The organism is Thermoleptolyngbya oregonensis NK1-22, assembly GCF_032705245.1.
Lineage (GTDB): Bacteria > Cyanobacteriota > Cyanobacteriia > Elainellales > Elainellaceae > Thermoleptolyngbya > Thermoleptolyngbya sichuanensis.
Map to the genome: position 1 here is coordinate 1449215 of NZ_CP053540.1, position 15354 is coordinate 1464568.

Sequence of the window (15354 nt, forward strand, 5' to 3'; positions counted from 1 at the left end):
GGTCTGGTCAAACGGTCTGGCGATCGCCCAATCCCGGCTGAGCCTGGGTCAAACTTTTGGGGCAAATCGGCGAACTTTCGCTTCGTAAACTTGGAAACCGCAGTTTCAGGGCTTATAGACGGTTGCTAATCGGAACGTTTTGCACAGGAGAATGATTTCTGCCGATTTGACAAACTGCTGATTTGACGAACTGCGTTTGGGCGAACAAACCTCGTTCTGTTATACCAGGCGTTTCCTGAGCGATTCACCGGGCATTTGCCGGATATTTGCCGGATATTTGCCGGATATTTGCCGAGTTTTGGCGGAATTTTTGCCACGAGCCATCAGGAAATTGGCTGGGGTGCTGGTCAGATACTGGTGCGGTAGAGGTTGGCAGGAAGTAATGCGATATCGCTATAGTTCAGATATTCAGTTTTCGGGCAATTCAGTGTTCAGGATTCAGTTTTCGGGCGATTCGGTTGCTTAAACGATTGCGTGAGCAGGTGAGGCTTCTCAAGTTTCTAGCGGCAAGCAAGGCAGGGCTGATCAGGAGCAAGTCGTCGTGCAACGTCCGCTGCCTCGGTGGAACTGATCGCCAGCAGGGGGCGTAGTGCTCGTCGCCATTTGGCCATAAACCGACCGAGAGAAGGAAGTCGAGGTTAGATTTGCATCAGCCAGAGTGCTAACGAGCGCTGGCAGCGCAACAAACAGGATTAATAAGTTGGCAGTCAGCATGAGAGCATCCGTGTAAAGGTTTCTACTCTCTGTTACGGAGACTCCTCAAACTGATCAGGAAAACTCGATAAAAGAGTTACGTTTTCTGCTAGAAACCAGCCGCCTGAGCAATTCACTTTCCCCGAAAGACTGGCCCACTGTGGCGTCTGGAGTTGCCGAAGCTGCGCGTCTATATCTGCATCTAGTGTCACTAATGTTAACGACACAGCGGCGGAGGGAGTGCCGTGTGGGGCTTGGGCCGTCCGCAGGGAGGCGATCGCCCCTTCCGTGAGCGTCAGCGTATAGGACTGCGGCGCGACGGGATGAATCAGCCCCCGCACGGCGGACGAGTCGGACAAACTGGACTGGGGCGATCGCGCTTCGGCACCCACCACGGGCGATCGCCCTGGCACATTGCCATCCGCCGGATACTGGTCGGGATGATCCAGGTAATGGCGCTGCCAGTGCAGCCAGTCGGGATGATCTGGCGGCAGGTTAAACAGCGGCACCACGGCAGCCGGAGCCGCAGGATCGGTCAGCAGCGCCTCTTGCAACTCGCGCACGGGCAGGTTGTGGGGGGAGCAGCCTCGCTCGATGCACAGCGCGGCCGCCATGCCCGCTGCCTGGCCCAGCCCCAGCACGACGGGCTGTAGCCGGGTTGCGCCATTGGCAATGTGCGATACGGAGATATTCTTCTCGCATACCAAAAAACCTTCAACCGTGTCTGGCACCAGGCAATCGTAGGGCAGGGAAAACAGCGTCCCTGTCCAGCGGCCGCCCCAGCGCAGCGACTTCGGATGCAGCGGAAACTCGTAGCCGGGATAGTGGTGATCGTTGGGATAGTTGCCGAGGGCGATCGCCGCTGGTTCGCCCCGCGCATTCACGGGCAGCGCGGCCACCTGTCCCCCAGGCAGCGGCAGAATCTCTGGCTCCTTGACGAGCGATCGCCCCCGGAGTCGCCGACTCTCGCGGTAGTAGGGATGCAGCGCAAAGGCACTGCTGCCCATGCTGCGTGGGGCTGCCGGAAAAGTCTTGCTCGCCAGCCCATAGCGTCGCCCCAGTTCGGTCTGGATAAAGCGGGCAAAGCCTTGGGCGTGGTGGCGGGCTGCCTGAGTAAACTCGCGCCGCGTCTCCGCAGACTGCACCAAGCGGTTCAAGTTGTGCCCATAGTCATTGCCGTGATGGGGCCAGTTAATCATGAAGCGATCGCCCGGCAGTCGCCCATAGTTGAGAAATTTCTCCGGCCCATAGCCGTCCCACGCGCCCTCAAAACAGGTCGGGTCATAGTCTGGTGGGGGCGGAATTTCGGGAGCCTCCGCGTCGCCAAAATCTTGCAGCACCACGACCCAGGTGGGCGCTTGCACAGGATATTGCTCCGTCATCGGGGTCGGCTGAACCGGAGCGCTCGGCTCGTTCCACGCTGGCTGAAACTCCCAACCCCAGCGGTAGGGCACGTCGCCCAGCGCCAGCAGGTCGCCGAGTTCCGTGCCGTCGAGGGTGATCTGCGCGTGGATGGTGAACTCCTGAAAGCGCACGCCGGTAATGCGATCGCCCTCGCGCAGCACCGCCAGCGGCGTTTGCCCTGTGATCCAGCGCAGATTGGGGAGCGCCTGCACCCACTCGGCAAAAATTGCCGCCCCAACGCCTGGATCATAGGTAAAGAAGCTGACCCAGGCGTGATCCAGTCCACCGGGCTGACGCGCCGAGAGCGATCTCAAAAATGCGCCCCAGAGTCCAGTCTGGAGCGATCGCAGTTCGTTGCCATCGGGAGCGCTAACGCCCGCACTCGTGAGCATTCCCCCCAGCCAAGAGAACTCACTCACCAGCACCACCGACGCACCGCGCCGCGCCGCCTGGATCGCTGCCGCTGTGCCGCCCGTGCCGCCGCCAACGACTAAAACATCTGTGGTCAGACTATCCAGACTGCTATTCCTCGTCTTCTAGCTCGTCGTAGTCTTCATCGTCCGCGTCCGGCGGCGCAACCGAGTTCGCAGACACGACCGCGCCCATCTCCAGCTTTTGCCGCACTAGCTGATCCACCTCTTTGGCAAAGTCGGGATTTTCCTCCATGTATTTGATGGCGTTGTCGCGGCCTTGGCTAATGTTCTCGCCGTTGTAGCTGTACCACGCCCCTTTGCGAGTCACCACGCCAGTCTCTTCCGCCAAATCCATCAAACAGCCGTAGGTGGAAATGCCCTGCCCGAAAATCACGTCAAACTCCGCCACGCGAAACGGCGGCGCGACCTTGTTTTTGGCGACCTTGACCTTGGCGCGGATGCCGTATTCTTCGGTTCCTTTTTTCAGCGTTTGAATCCGGCGAATATCCAGTCGCACCGAGGCGTAGAACTTCAGCGCGTTGCCGCCCGTGGTGGTTTCGGGGTTGCCGTAGGAGATGCCGATTTTTTGCCGGAGCTGGTTCAGGAAAATGACGCTACAGCCTGTTTTGCCAATGTTCCCCGTAATTTTGCGAAGCGCCTGACTCATCAGCCGCGCCTGCAAGCCGACATGAGTATCGCCCATTTCGCCCTCGATTTCCGCGCGGGGCACCAGTGCCGCCACCGAGTCCACCACGACCAAATCGATGGCGGTGGAGCGCACCAGTTGATCCACGATTTCGAGCGCTGCCTCGCCTGTGTCGGGCTGGGACACCAGCAGATTGTCGATATCCACGCCCAGGTTTGCCGAATAGGTCGGATCAAGCGCGTGTTCGGCATCTACAAAGGCAGCCGTGCCGCCAGATTTCTGCACTTCGGCGATCGCATGGAGCGCCAGCGTGGTTTTCCCAGAACTCTCTGGCCCGTAAATCTCAATCACCCGTCCCTTGGGCAGCCCGCCGCCCAGCGCCAGATCGAGCGTCAACGCACCCGTGGGAATGGTTTCCACCTTCATGCGGCTGGCATCCCCCAGTCGCATAATCGTGCCTTTGCCAAAGTTGCGGTCGATTTGGGACATCACCATGTCCAATGCTTTCCGCTTTTCGGCGCTTTCTTTGGATTCTTTGGGTTCTGATACTTTGCTATTGTCAGTCGCCTTAGCCATTAGGGCCTCTTCTAGATGCAGGAGGGGTACAGATGCGGGAGGAGTGAGCAGGAGGAGTGAATTGTTAATGAAAGCAAACAGCCTAGAAGACCAAGTAGTCTGTAAAGGGGTCACCTTGTTCCAAAGCCAGAGATGAAAGCCAGAGATGAATGAATCAATCTCAGCCATGAATCTAATGAATCTTTAGTTTAAATCTCTCATTGGATTCGGAAACGCCACTTTTGAGTCTAAATCTGATTCTGTCTCAATTTGATTTCTTGATTGATTGTGATTCGATTTTTCGATTTATTGTGGTTCAATTTGCGATCGCCCTCTGAGAACGCTTTGGAAGTTTAATGCGCTAATCTTGAAGATTCAGATACGTCTGTACTATTCTAGTACAAGAACCTTGTCCCTGCTAGTCGGCCAAGTCGCCGATCGTCGCTGCTCGTGAAGTTTATTGCTGAGTCAGCGTTTAGACCCAAGTGTGCCCAGTTTTGAACCTTAGCCCCCAAGCCTCATTGTGTCTTCTTCTTTGCGCTATCCCAATACAGCCCTGTCGGTCGGGGGGCTGACCCACTACATCCAGTCCTTGCTGGAAGACGATGAGCAGCTTCAGCAGGTGTGGGTAACGGGCGAAGTATCGAGCGTGAATCCTCACCGCAGCGGCTTATTTTTGACGCTGCAAGATCCGGATGAGCAGGCGGCCATCAACGCGGTGGTGTGGAATAGTCAGCTTGATCGGCTGGCGGTGATGCCCGCTCGGGGAGAACAGGTGATTGTGCTGGGGCAAATCAAGGTGTATCCAGCGCGGGGCAGCTATCAACTGACGATCTGGCAAGTGCTGCCTGCGGGCGAAGGGCTGCGATCGCTCCGTCATCGGCAACTGCGAAATCGGCTAGAGGCGGAGGGACTGTTTGACCCAGACCGCAAGCGCCCGCTTCCGCCCCATCCCCGCGTGGTGGCCGTGGTCACTTCGCCGCAAGCCGCCGCCTGGGGCGATATCCAGCGCACCCTGTCTCATCGCTATGCGGGGCTGCGGGTGTTGTTGTCGCCTGCAATGGTGCAGGGAGAACTGGCTCCCTCGTCGATTGCTCAGGCGATCCGTCGGGTTGAGCAGGACGGTCGGGCAGACGTACTGATCCTGTCGCGGGGCGGCGGCGCAGCGGAAGATTTGGACTGTTTCAATGACGAGCGCGTGGTGCGGGCTGTGGCGGAATGTTCTATTCCGGTGATCACGGGCATTGGGCATCAGCGGGACGAGTCGCTGGCTGACTTGGCGGCCGACCTGTGCGCCCACACGCCAACGGCGGCGGCTGAGGCGGCGGTTCCCATTTTGGATGATCTGGTGGGAGAGCATCAGCAGCGGTGTTTGGCGCTCTACCGCGTTGCCGCCGAGCGGGTTGAGCAGGAGCAGCGGCATGTTGCACGACTGCGCGATCGCCTTTCCCGACTGCGGCTCGATCGCCAGGTGCAGCAGCGTATCCAGGTCGTTGCGTCCCTGCGCCAGCGGCTCATCCGCAGCACCCAGCAGCGGCTCCAGCAGGCCCAGCAGCATACGCTTTACCTGCGCCAAACCCTGCAAACCCTCGACCCGGCCCTTGTTCTCCGCCGGGGCTATGCGGTGGTGCGCCAGGAAAATGGGGCGATCGCCCGCTCTGCTGAAACCCTCCACCCAGGCGACAGGTTGACCATTACCCTGGCTCAGGGCGAACTGGTTGCCGAAGTGAAAGCCGTTTTCCCAAAAACCGCTCCTGAACCCCCAATCTCGTAAAAAGTTAAAAAGGAAAATTTAGAAAGTATGCCCCCTAAGAAAACTCCCGATTGGCACTATGAAACGGCGATCGCCCAGGTTGAAGACATCATCGAACAGATTGAGACAGGCGATCTGGATCTGGCGGCGGTGTTCAGTCAGTTTGCGATCGCCGTTGAGCAATTGAACCAGTGTGATGCGTTTTTGGCACAGCAGCAGGCGCAGATGTCGCTGCTGATCGAAACGCTGACGGACGATCGAGCCGGAGACGAAGAAGATGAGGATTTTTAAGAAACATCCAAAATCGACTACCGTTTGACGTAGGACACCAGCGACACGCCCAAAATCACCAGCACCACACCCGCGATACGAGTTGGATTGGCGGCATAGCGAGTGAGGCCGAGTGCCCCATAGTGATCCAGAAACAGCGCAGCAATCAGTTGACCTGCGATAGTCAGCGAAAGCGCCAGCGCTGCCCCAATTCGGGGTGTGGTGAAAATCGTAGACCAGACATAGAGCGTGCCCAAGCAGCCGCCCACCCACATCCACCAAGACGTTTGCGCCAGCGAGGTCGCCGCAGGGAGGGGGTAGCGGGCCACCAGACAAATCGCCAGCGAAGCCAGCGTCCCCGCCAGGTAGGAAATGAACGTCACCTGCATCGGCTCCCCTACATATCGACGCAGCAGCGTGTTAATTGCGACTTGAACAGGCAAAATCGCGCCCCCAGCAAGGGCGGCCAACAGAAAAATCGTGCGTCCATTCATATTTGCAGCTCCCTGGCAATTTATCTCGATACTAAGATACTTGACATCAAGAATGCAATAAGTATCTTAACATCAAGATTGTTGATATCGCTATAAAATAACGCAGGCCACTGGAGTCTGCGCTGGGCAGGGCAGCCGTGCCGCCTCTCTGGCAACAGCAGCACCGCAACAGATCGACATAATTCTGGTGCAATTCTGGTGCCGTGTGGACGATATGCTAGGTTTCAGCCAATCCTGAAAAAGGAAAAAGCCATGAGCATTGACCCTTCACAAGTCCCGCCTCCTATTAATGGAGCGTTGGGCCGTTTGCCGGAGCATCCCTCGGATCACCGCGACGTTCAGGTAGACACGTCCGTTTTGAATCCTGCTCTGTTTCCAAGCCTGCGATCGCCCGTCAACACCACCCTCTATTCCGGCAGCACCCCACCCGCGCCGCCCCCAGTCAATACTTCAATCCTGGGCAGTGATGTCATTTCCTCTGTGGCAACCCCCCGCGTTTCGGTGCTGCCTGATCACACGCTCTCCAGCGTTCCCACGCCCACGCAATCGCTGCTGAAAGACGGTGTGCTTCCCTCCATCCCGCCGCCTAAAATGCCGAATCTGGTAGGGTCACAAACCCTAAAGAAAAAGTAGTCGTTTGAGAAAAAGTAGGAGTTAGAGGTCTGAACCCACTCCAAAATCCAAACTTTTTCTGGATTTTGAGCGACTTCTCGCGGGCGCAGCCCGCGAGAAGTCGCTCAACTGCGTAAGTCCTAACTCCAAAATCCCAAATTTTCAACCAGACTGGTGTCGAGCAATCCTCCCGGAGCGCCTACTCCCACGTAGACACCGCCCGGAGCGGATCGGGAATCGGGGTGTTTGGTGGAAACTCCAGCAGGGTTTCGCGCAGACCCAAATAGCCCGACTCGGCGAAGGACAGCAAGAGGCGTTGCAGAGCGACCCACACCTCCGGGTCAAATTCCCAATCGCGGGCATAGGGGGCATGGGCGGCGATCGCCTTTAGCGCCCAAAAGTAAGTATTTCGCACCTGCGACCCCGTCTTCTTGTAAGGCGGCACATCGTCGCAGTGGAGGAAGAGGAGGTCGTTTTCTAGTCGGGCACGCATGGTAGGTATAGTTCATTTGAACCATGCTATCGCCTCGACTGGGGATTTTGCAAGCCTCAGCGACAGCCCAGACTGTCTCGCGTAGCCACGCCCGTCACCGGGTTTATGCCCTCAGCGCGATCGCACAGCTTGGAAATTTCGTAGCGGTCGAGGATGGCGTTGGTAAAGTCTGCCCCTGTCACGGTCACGTCTTCAAAACTGGTGCGGGTCATGGTGGCATCTTCCAAAATGGCATTGGTCAGGTCTGCGCCCACCAGAAAGACCCGATCCACCAGCGCGGCGGTCAGGTTGGCATCCCGCAGGTTAGCCCGCAGCATCACTGCTTTGGTGAGAATAGCGTTGCTCAGGTCAGAGCCTTCCAGGTTGATGTCACGCATCTCTGCGGAGACGAACGCCTTGCCGGACAGGTCTGTGTGCGAAAAGTCCTGCCCTTTCAGGTCGGCGTTGTTGTAGTTCACTGTGTCCACAGCGGCAATCACCGGAACTGCGCTCAGCATCACCCACAGGCAGGCCAAACCCACAGCCAGGAGCAACCCCAGCCCGCGTACCACAACCGATTTCACAGGATGCTTGACCATCTCACCGAACCCAAACGCATCGCAGCAGCATCGTTGTTTCACGTTGTTTCACGGTTTTACACCGTCCGTCAGCAGCGTTTGCCAACGTGTTGGTCAACAGATCTACCAACGCTATTTTCTCATGGTTCCTCTTCTCATGGTTCCTTTGGAACCGCATCCGCCCTCGCTGGAGAGTTGACTGGTGCGGGATGGCTAGAAACAGGGCAAAACGGGGCAAGCACTTAGTTCACAACATGCTCTTGTCCGCTAGCGGCTCGCTCCACCCAGTCGGTGCCGATCCGGATCGTCAGGTCAGATTCCAGATCGCCAATGGAGGCCGACACCACCTCGCCCACGCCGAGCGATCGCTGCACGATTGCTGCCCCCTCTAGGTCGCCCCGCTGAGCAATTACCTGGGTTTCGCCTTCCCAGACCGACCAATCTGGAATGACGTAGACGTTGTAGAACCCCTGCTCGCGCAGATAGCGCACCAACCGGCGCGTTGCTCGCCCGTCGCCGCTGGCATTTTGCACGGCAATGCGGAGGGAACTAGGATCGGCGCTGCGGGCTAGCTGTACATCCATCCCTGGCACCTGGAAATAGTCCCGCATGATGCGATCGCGCTCACGACGGTTCAAGATCCAATAGCTGGCGATCGACTCGTCGGGCCGGCTAAACCGACCGGGCAGCATCACCATCCGCAGGTCACTCCGCTCCATCGTCAGCGCAAAGTTGCCCAGCGCCAGCATTTCCTCTAACGTCAGGTTGGTATCGACATACTCCTGCATCAGCGCGATAATTTGCGGCAGTTTGGTTACGGTTGTTGGGCTGGCCAATCGATCCTTGAGCGCTCTCAAAAGCTGCTGCTGGCGCTGCACCCGCCCAATATCCCCCTGCCCATCGTTGCGGTAGCGGGCAAATTGCTCTGCCTGGTCGCCGTTTAGCCATTGATGGCCTTCTTCCAAGTCAATTTTTAGCTTTTGGGTTACGTCTTCGTATTCCATTCGGAAGGGAACGTAGACCTCAATGCCGCCCAGCAGATCGACCAGTGCCCGAAATGAATCCGTGCTGACGCGCACGTAGCGATCGATCGGCACACCGTCCAGGTTGTAGCTGACGGTCTGGGCGGCAAGGGCTGCGCCCCCTTCCTGGTTCGCGTGATTAATTTTGGCAACACCATAGCCCGGAATTTCCACCCGTGTATCGCGAGGGATGGACAGGATGCTGGCGGTGGTGGTGACTGGATCGACGCGCACTAGCAGCATGACATCGCTGCGTCCGCCCAGCACAATATCTTCGGCATCTTCGGGAGCATCTACAAAGTGATCGACCCCCATGACCAGAATGTTGACCGGGCGCGTTACTCGATAGCCAAAACTGTTAGCCAGTACCGTGCCTACGCGCTGCCGCAGGTCGCTCTGCGAGGCGCGATCGCCCTTTTCTGGCATCAAAATCGTCAGCGCTGCCCCCAGCGTTGCGGAAACCGTCGCCGTAGAGACAAAGGCCAGAACCCACAGAAACTTGTTCAAAAACCTATTTAAAGCGCTGCGTCCCTTTGGCGGGGCAGTTGGAGCGATCGCCCGCTTTGAGGAACTAGGGGAAACCCCAGCCGCAGAGGCTCGCGGAGAAGGCGAGTTTACGGGGACTTGACCAGGTTGTTCGGGTTCAGAAAGCTCAATTTCAGACTCAGGATTGGACTGTCTCACTCGGACTCACACCTCGTAACTGCGTTGGCTGCAACTCGTATCCAAACTCTTTGCTGCTTCCGAAATGCCCCCTTGTGAAATTCTTAGCAGCAGTTCTAGTCCTTCACCAGTTTATCCAAATGTGTCGTTTTGTATATGATCCCCTTGGGTCACTCGACAAGACGACCTACTCTTCCGCTGGATATAACCTTATCAAACCCCAAGCGATCGCATCGTAGGCTGCGTGACGGTTTTGCAAAGCGACCTTAACCTAAAGCCGCTTCAACCTTAACCTAAAGCTGCCCTCAGCAGTCTCCTGGCTTTCTAGATGAAAATCCGGTAAAGTCAGCGGTTTTGGGAACCCTAGGCAGGAGAAAAGTTTTGTACGATAGGGCGGGATTGGGTAAACGCAGCGGCATAAACGTGGAGGAGCAAGCAGCATGATTCCAGTGATTCTGGCAGGCGGCAAGGGCGAACGGTTTTGGCCCCTCAGCCGCAAGGCGCGTCCCAAGCAGTTTCTCAGTCTCGACGGCAGCGGCAGAAGTTTGCTCCAGGCAACGGGCGATCGCCTCCTCGACCTTGCGGGCGGATGGGACGGGCTGTGGGTGATCACAGCAGCGCACCTGGCCGATGGCGTGCGAGAGCAGATGCCCGACCTGCCAGACGCGAACCTCTTGGTGGAAAGCGAGGGACGAGATACGGCTCCGGCGGTGGCCTGGGCGACGCTAGAAATTGCCCGCCGCTATGGAGAGGAAGCAATCGTCGGCTTTTTCCCGGCAGATCACTGGATTGGCGACCTGCCCACCTTTCACAAAACGCTGCGGGCTGCGGCAGATCTGGCGCGAGAACAGGGGGCGATCGCCACGCTGGGCATTGCGCCGAGCTTCCCCTCCACGGGCTATGGCTACATCGAGCAGGGCGACCCCGCTGGCACGTATCTCGACTGCGCCGCCTACCGGGTCAGCCGCTTTACCGAAAAGCCCGACCGCCCTACGGCAGAGGCATTCCTCGCCAGCGGCCGCTTTAGCTGGAACAGCGGCATGTTCATCTTTCAGGCGGGGGTCATGCTGGCGGAACTGGAAACCCACGCACCTTACGTGATGCAGCCGCTGATGAAAGACGGCCCAGCGGCCTATCCCAAGCTGCCCAAGCAGAGCATTGACTATGCCGTGATGGAAAAGACCGACCGCGCCTACGTGCTGCCTGTCGCCTTTAGCTGGGATGACCTGGGCGATTGGAACGCGATTGAGCGGCTGCTAAAGGGCGACAATCCCAACGTAGAACTGGCGCGTCACGTCGGGCTGGACACTCAGGGCGCACTGTTTTATGCCACCGACGACGAAGATCTGATTGTCACCATCGGGCTAGAAGATACGGTGATCGTGCGCGATCACAAAGTGACGCTGGTGGTGAAAAAAGACCGCACCCAGGAAATCAAGCAAGTCCTCAAGGCGCTGCAAGACGATCCGCAGTACCACCATTTGCTGTAGACCCGTAGAGCCGGCCTCATGGGGGCTTTATCGCTTGACCGCAGGGGCGATTCGCGAAGCGGTTCCTGCGAGAATCGCCGCCGTCAGGGCTTCTTCTAGCTCGGCGCGGCCGAGCCGCTGTTCCAAAATCCGCATCACCTCGCGCCCAAAGTCGTTGGGGTTTTGCCGCCATGCTTGCAGGCACACCTCACCAAAGAAGGAGCCGAGCGGTTCCGGGTTCCACAGCAGCTTTTTCGCCACCCAGGGCAGATGGATCGCCAGCGGGTCATAGCCCTTTTTCAAAATGCCGTGGTCAAAGGCGTATTGCTCTAGGTGTGTGTGGGGCTGGAGACCAATGAAGAAAATGGCGGGTTCTACCTTGTCTGCGCCAAAGATGTCTTCTAGAGCGCGATGGTAGGCGATGGTTTGGCGAATCGTATCAAAGGTTTCGTCGATGACGTTAAAAGAATAGTTGACCGACACCAAGCTGTTAAACCCGGCTGCCTTCAGATCGCGGCAGTTTTGCAGCACCGTCCGCAGGTTATAGCCCATCCGCATTTTGCGGACGAGTTCCTGAGAGCCGCTGGTGATGCCGATTTCAAAGTAGTTCATGCCCGTCTGCACCATTAGCTCGCAGAGGCGTGGGGTCAGGTTGTCGGCGCGAATGTAGGCGGCCCAATGGATATCGGTCATACCCGCATCGACGATTTTTTGCAGCAGTTCCTCCGCGTTGTCGATGAATTTGCGGGCAGGAATAAACTGCGCGTCGGTAAACCAGAAGTTGCGAACGCCGCGCCGATAGAGCTGCTGCATTTCTGCCACCACTTCATCCGCCGGGTTAATCCGCACCTGCTTGCCTTCGACGACGGTGTAGATGCAATAGCAGCAGTTGTGGGGGCAGCCGCGCTTGGTCTGCACGCCCACATAAAAATCCTGGTCTTGCAGGTAGTAGCTAAATTCGGGCCAAATCTCGGCGATGTAGTCGTAGTCGCACGCGCCTTTTTCCAGGGGAGCGGGCTGTTCGTGAATCAGGCGATCGCGCGGTTTCGTTTCGCCTACCACATAGCACCGCTCATCCGAAAAATCCTGCCCCCGCAGCAGCTTTTCTAGCAGCGCCTCGCCCTCTCCCACGGAGATAATGCTGCCTCTGGGAAGCATATTGCCCAACTGTTCATAAAACACGCTGACGGCCCCGCCGCCCACCACTAGTCGAACCTCTGGGCAATAGCGCCGTGCCCGCTTTAGCCCGCGCTTGATCAGACCTTCGTTGCGCCAGAGTTCTGTGAGATAGGACGTGGCCATGCGGAGTCCACCGAGCGCCCCCCGCAGCTTGACCAGTGGGTTGCGAGCATAGTAGAACTCGAAAGCATTTTGCAACGGGTTGCCGCCGCGCCCGCCAACCGGGGCGTAGATTTGAATGTCGCGCCAGGAAAACACCAGCAGCGTTGGGCGAAACTCGTCGATGCAGCGGTCGAGCGCGGGGCCAAAATCCAGCGGTGGCACGGCTCCCAGGTCAAAAATGCGCTGCTGCACGTCGGGAAAAACTTTGTGGACGTGGTCAGACAGGTAGACGACACCGATAGGAAAGATGGGATTGCACGGAAGGCGCACATAAAGCACCCGCTCAGACGAGAGGCGATCGTGGCGGGTGAGCGGTGTCGGTGGAGACATCAACTGCGCTGTCATGCTGATTGATTCCGGTAAATCTGGGGTCGAAAGCGTCGATTTGTCGGTCTGTCGATTGCTCTATAAGAAACAGCCCTATAGAAACCGCAAGAAACAGCCCTATAGAAACCGCTCTATACAAACCGATAAAAGGAGAAACCGATAAGAGACAGGTATCGAATCTGAGATACTTGTTTATATATCTTTACGATACCATCGACTTTCTTGGCGTGCATCGAAGTTTCGTATCCAGAGAGATTGAAAGCCCCAAAAACACGATAGTCTTCCTGAAGGGCGGTTCTGTCGGCCTGGTTTTATCGAAGGTTTGCGTGGGTTGACGCGACCTCGCTCTATACCTGGATGTTCGATGAACATCCGATGGTGGATCGCTAGCCCGCCAGAATGCCGAAACAGAGCCAGGGGCAGCGCTGAAAGCCGTTGACAGCCGTTGACTTCATGCGGGGATCACACTCCCGTGAATTTTTGCGTACAGATTGTTGGTAGTTGAGTTTACAGCCTTTGGGATCGTGGGATGTTAGGGTTAAAGCACCCACGCAATTACACGAGGCTCCTCACGGCTATGGCGCAAATTATCGATCCCGTCCCCACCGATAAGTCAGCTCGCATTCTCTGCTGCTACGTGAACGCGACTAGCAAAATTCAGATTGCTCGCATCACCAACGTTCCTGGCTGGTATTTTGAGCGCGTGGTGTTTCCGGGGCAACGGCTCATTTTTGAGGCTGTGCCCGACGCAATGCTAGAAATCCACTGCGGCATGATGGCCAGTGCCATTCTGTCTGACACGATCCCGTGCGATCGCCTCCTGATTGAAGACGAGCTAGACGCGACGTTTGAATCTTCGGAAGCCGGATTTAACAGCGTTCAAGTTCGCCAAGCCTTCGCGGCGGCCACATCTGTGGAATAGCTCGGCTGAGTTCGAGCGCTCGGTTGCGGGTTTGATCTCCGAGGTTGAGAAGCAAGTTAGGAGGGAGCGCAGACGCTCCCTTTTTTTCGTCGGGTTTTATATTCCCGAATGACTGAACCGTTGCGCGGAACCCTTCCACCGAACTGTTACAGCGTCAGCGATTGCGCGTCGGTTTCAATCAGCTTGGCAAGGTCTTGGAGGAACGCTGCGGCATGGGCACCGTAGATAATCCGGTGATCGGCAGTCAGGTTGACCTGCATTTGTGTCCGCACGCCGAATAGTCCTTCTGCAGTTGCCACTACCTGCGGGCGGGATGCGCCAATCGCCAGAATCGCGCCCTGGCCGGGCGGCAAGATAGCATCAAAGCGATCAACGCCAAACATTCCCAGGTTGGAGAGCGTAAACGTTCCTGTGCTGTATTCTGCGGGCTGGAGCTGCTTGGAGCGGGCGCGATCGACCAAGTCCTTCCAGGTGCGCGACAGGGTGTAGATATCCATTTGGTCAGCGGCTTGCAGAACGGGCGTAATCAGTCCGCCATCGTCCATCGCCACCGCCACTGCCACATTGATGCCGCTGTTGTACTGAATGCCCTGGTCGGTGTAGGCCGCGTAGAGTAGTGGATGCTTCTTCAGGGTCACGGCAACTGCCTTGGCCAGCAGTGCCGTCATCGTTACGCCCTTGGATTTGATCTGCTTGTAGAGTTTGTCCAGGTTGTCGGTGGTGATGGTATAGCCGACGTGGAAGGTGGGCACCTCTAGGCTGGCGACCATGTTCCGCACAACGGCATTTTGCAGCGTGGTCAGGGGCACAACCTGGCCGGGTGTGACGGGAGCCGCCGGAGCCGGGGCAGGTTTGGGAGTTGCCGCAGCCGGAGCAGGCGCAGCCACCGGAGCAGCGACCGCAGCCGGAGCCGGAGTCACAGCCGGAGTTGCAGGCTCAGACACTCTGCCAACAGCGGCTTCCACATCTTCGGCGACGATGCGCCCGTGGGGGCCACTGCCTTTGAGCGTGGCTAGGTCAACCTTGAGTTCTTTGGCCAGCTTGCGGGCGCGGGGCGACACGACGAGCCGCCCAGAACTGCCGTTGCTGCTGGCGATCGCCTCTTCCACGGGCGCAGCGACGGGTTCCGGTTCGGCAGCGGGCGCAGGAGTCGGGGCAGCCGGAGCGGGAGCCGAGGCGCTGGCAGCCTTCTGCTTTGCGGCCTCGATCTCTGCCTCGGTTTCGGCAATCAGGGCGATCGCCTCGCCCACCGGAGCCGTGCTGCCTGCGTCCACAATAATCGTTGCCAAATAGCCTTCATAGAACGACTCCACGTCCATGTCTGCCTTATCGGACTCCACCACCACCACGGTTTCGCCCTTTTCGATTTTGTCGCCCGGTGCTTTTACCCAGGAAACGATTTTTCCCTCGGTCATCGTAGAACTGAGCGCAGGCATGAAAACTTCGTGGATCATGGAGCGGCTTCCCAAATCGTGAGTAAAGGTGAAATGCAGGCTGGGTCGTTCAGTGAACCGTTATGGGTTGACTGCTATGAACAGTGACTATCAGTGACTATCAGTGACTATCGACCCTCAAATCTTTGCAGCCAAGCCCAACCCCAAAACAATGGAAACTCAGCAGATTGAATTGTAACGCGATACGAAGCAGATTTTTGGCGAGGGGGTTAGGGTTTGGAGATGAAGAGGTAGGAATCGATTTTTGGATTTTGGGTTTTGGATTT

General features: G+C 57.5%; 13 protein-coding genes. 5 read left to right on the top strand and 8 right to left on the bottom strand.

Annotated elements, in window-relative coordinates:
• Positions 1–746: 746 nt before the first annotated feature.
• Both HNI00_RS06205 and recA read right to left on the bottom strand, forming a co-directional pair.
• Complete coding sequence (locus HNI00_RS06205; protein ID WP_420156320.1) at positions 747–2615, bottom strand: FAD-dependent oxidoreductase; 1869 nt, start codon at positions 2613–2615, stop codon at positions 747–749.
• 4 nt (positions 2616–2619) lie between these two features.
• Positions 2620–3732: a recombinase RecA gene (gene recA, locus HNI00_RS06215; protein ID WP_172358577.1), complete on the bottom strand. Its 1113-nt coding sequence runs from the start codon at positions 3730–3732 to the stop codon at positions 2620–2622.
• Positions 3733–4234: 502 nt separating this feature from the next.
• Here recA and xseA point away from each other — a divergent pair.
• Positions 4235–5485, top strand: a complete 1251-nt coding sequence (xseA, locus tag HNI00_RS06220) for an exodeoxyribonuclease VII large subunit (protein ID WP_316791640.1) — start codon at positions 4235–4237, stop codon at positions 5483–5485.
• Positions 5486–5512: 27 nt separating this feature from the next.
• Positions 5513–5755: an exodeoxyribonuclease VII small subunit gene (gene xseB, locus HNI00_RS06225; protein WP_277773892.1), complete on the top strand. Its 243-nt coding sequence runs from the start codon at positions 5513–5515 to the stop codon at positions 5753–5755.
• 17 nt (positions 5756–5772) lie between these two features.
• Here xseB and HNI00_RS06230 read toward each other — a convergent pair whose 3' ends face one another.
• Positions 5773–6228 carry a DMT family transporter gene (locus HNI00_RS06230; protein WP_316791642.1) on the bottom strand — a complete coding sequence of 152 codons (456 nt, stop codon included), beginning with the start codon at positions 6226–6228 and terminating at the stop codon, positions 5773–5775.
• A gap of 252 nt (positions 6229–6480) precedes the next feature.
• Here HNI00_RS06230 and HNI00_RS06235 point away from each other — a divergent pair, with 252 nt between their 5' ends.
• The gene (locus HNI00_RS06235; protein WP_316791644.1) at positions 6481–6861 is read left to right on the top strand and encodes a hypothetical protein; all 381 of its coding nucleotides are present in this window, start codon (positions 6481–6483) and stop codon (positions 6859–6861) included.
• Positions 6862–7039: 178 nt separating this feature from the next.
• On the opposite strand, the gene HNI00_RS06240 is transcribed toward HNI00_RS06235, so the two are convergent.
• The 3 genes from HNI00_RS06240 to HNI00_RS06250 all read right to left on the bottom strand — a co-directional run bounded on the left by HNI00_RS06240 (position 7040) and on the right by HNI00_RS06250 (position 9419).
• Positions 7040–7333, bottom strand: a complete 294-nt coding sequence (locus tag HNI00_RS06240) for a hypothetical protein (protein WP_316791646.1) — start codon at positions 7331–7333, stop codon at positions 7040–7042.
• 56 nt (positions 7334–7389) lie between these two features.
• Positions 7390–7911, bottom strand: a complete 522-nt coding sequence (locus tag HNI00_RS06245) for a pentapeptide repeat-containing protein (RefSeq protein WP_316791648.1) — start codon at positions 7909–7911, stop codon at positions 7390–7392.
• Positions 7912–8132: 221 nt separating this feature from the next.
• On the bottom strand, positions 8133–9419 hold the full coding sequence (locus tag HNI00_RS06250; RefSeq protein WP_316791651.1) for an LCP family protein: 1287 nt from the start codon (positions 9417–9419) through the stop codon (positions 8133–8135).
• A 596-nt stretch (positions 9420–10015) separates the two neighbouring features.
• Between HNI00_RS06250 and HNI00_RS06255 the strand changes: the two genes are divergently transcribed.
• Complete coding sequence (locus tag HNI00_RS06255; RefSeq protein ID WP_316791653.1) at positions 10016–11065, top strand: mannose-1-phosphate guanylyltransferase; 1050 nt, start codon at positions 10016–10018, stop codon at positions 11063–11065.
• Positions 11066–11092: 27 nt separating this feature from the next.
• On the opposite strand, the gene HNI00_RS06260 is transcribed toward HNI00_RS06255, so the two are convergent.
• Positions 11093–12715 (bottom strand): photosystem II high light acclimation radical SAM protein, encoded by a 1623-nt coding sequence (locus tag HNI00_RS06260; protein ID WP_420156321.1) that lies wholly within the window; start codon positions 12713–12715, stop codon positions 11093–11095.
• A gap of 574 nt (positions 12716–13289) precedes the next feature.
• Between HNI00_RS06260 and HNI00_RS06265 the strand changes: the two genes are divergently transcribed.
• The gene (locus HNI00_RS06265; protein ID WP_316791657.1) at positions 13290–13634 is read left to right on the top strand and encodes a DUF1830 domain-containing protein; all 345 of its coding nucleotides are present in this window, start codon (positions 13290–13292) and stop codon (positions 13632–13634) included.
• Between the two features lie 146 nt (positions 13635–13780).
• On the opposite strand, the gene HNI00_RS06270 is transcribed toward HNI00_RS06265, so the two are convergent.
• On the bottom strand, positions 13781–15088 hold the full coding sequence (locus HNI00_RS06270; RefSeq protein ID WP_316791660.1) for a dihydrolipoamide acetyltransferase family protein: 1308 nt from the start codon (positions 15086–15088) through the stop codon (positions 13781–13783).
• Positions 15089–15354: the final 266 nt, after the last annotated feature.

What these genes read in the sequence shown, in the direction of transcription:
- recA (WP_172358577.1), bottom strand. Translation starts at nt 3,732, where the DNA reads ATGGCTAAGGCGACTGACAATAGCAAAGTATCAGAACCCAAAGAATCC.
- xseB (WP_277773892.1), top strand. Translation starts at nt 5,513, where the DNA reads ATGCCCCCTAAGAAAACTCCCGATTGGCACTATGAAACGGCGATCGCC.
- HNI00_RS06230 (WP_316791642.1), bottom strand. Translation starts at nt 6,228, where the DNA reads ATGAATGGACGCACGATTTTTCTGTTGGCCGCCCTTGCTGGGGGCGCG.
- HNI00_RS06235 (WP_316791644.1), top strand. Translation starts at nt 6,481, where the DNA reads ATGAGCATTGACCCTTCACAAGTCCCGCCTCCTATTAATGGAGCGTTG.
- HNI00_RS06240 (WP_316791646.1), bottom strand. Translation starts at nt 7,333, where the DNA reads ATGCGTGCCCGACTAGAAAACGACCTCCTCTTCCTCCACTGCGACGAT.
- HNI00_RS06245 (WP_316791648.1), bottom strand. Translation starts at nt 7,911, where the DNA reads ATGGTCAAGCATCCTGTGAAATCGGTTGTGGTACGCGGGCTGGGGTTG.
- HNI00_RS06255 (WP_316791653.1), top strand. Translation starts at nt 10,016, where the DNA reads ATGATTCCAGTGATTCTGGCAGGCGGCAAGGGCGAACGGTTTTGGCCC.
- HNI00_RS06260 (WP_420156321.1), bottom strand. Translation starts at nt 12,715, where the DNA reads ATGTCTCCACCGACACCGCTCACCCGCCACGATCGCCTCTCGTCTGAG.
- HNI00_RS06265 (WP_316791657.1), top strand. Translation starts at nt 13,290, where the DNA reads ATGGCGCAAATTATCGATCCCGTCCCCACCGATAAGTCAGCTCGCATT.
- HNI00_RS06270 (WP_316791660.1), bottom strand. Translation starts at nt 15,088, where the DNA reads ATGATCCACGAAGTTTTCATGCCTGCGCTCAGTTCTACGATGACCGAG.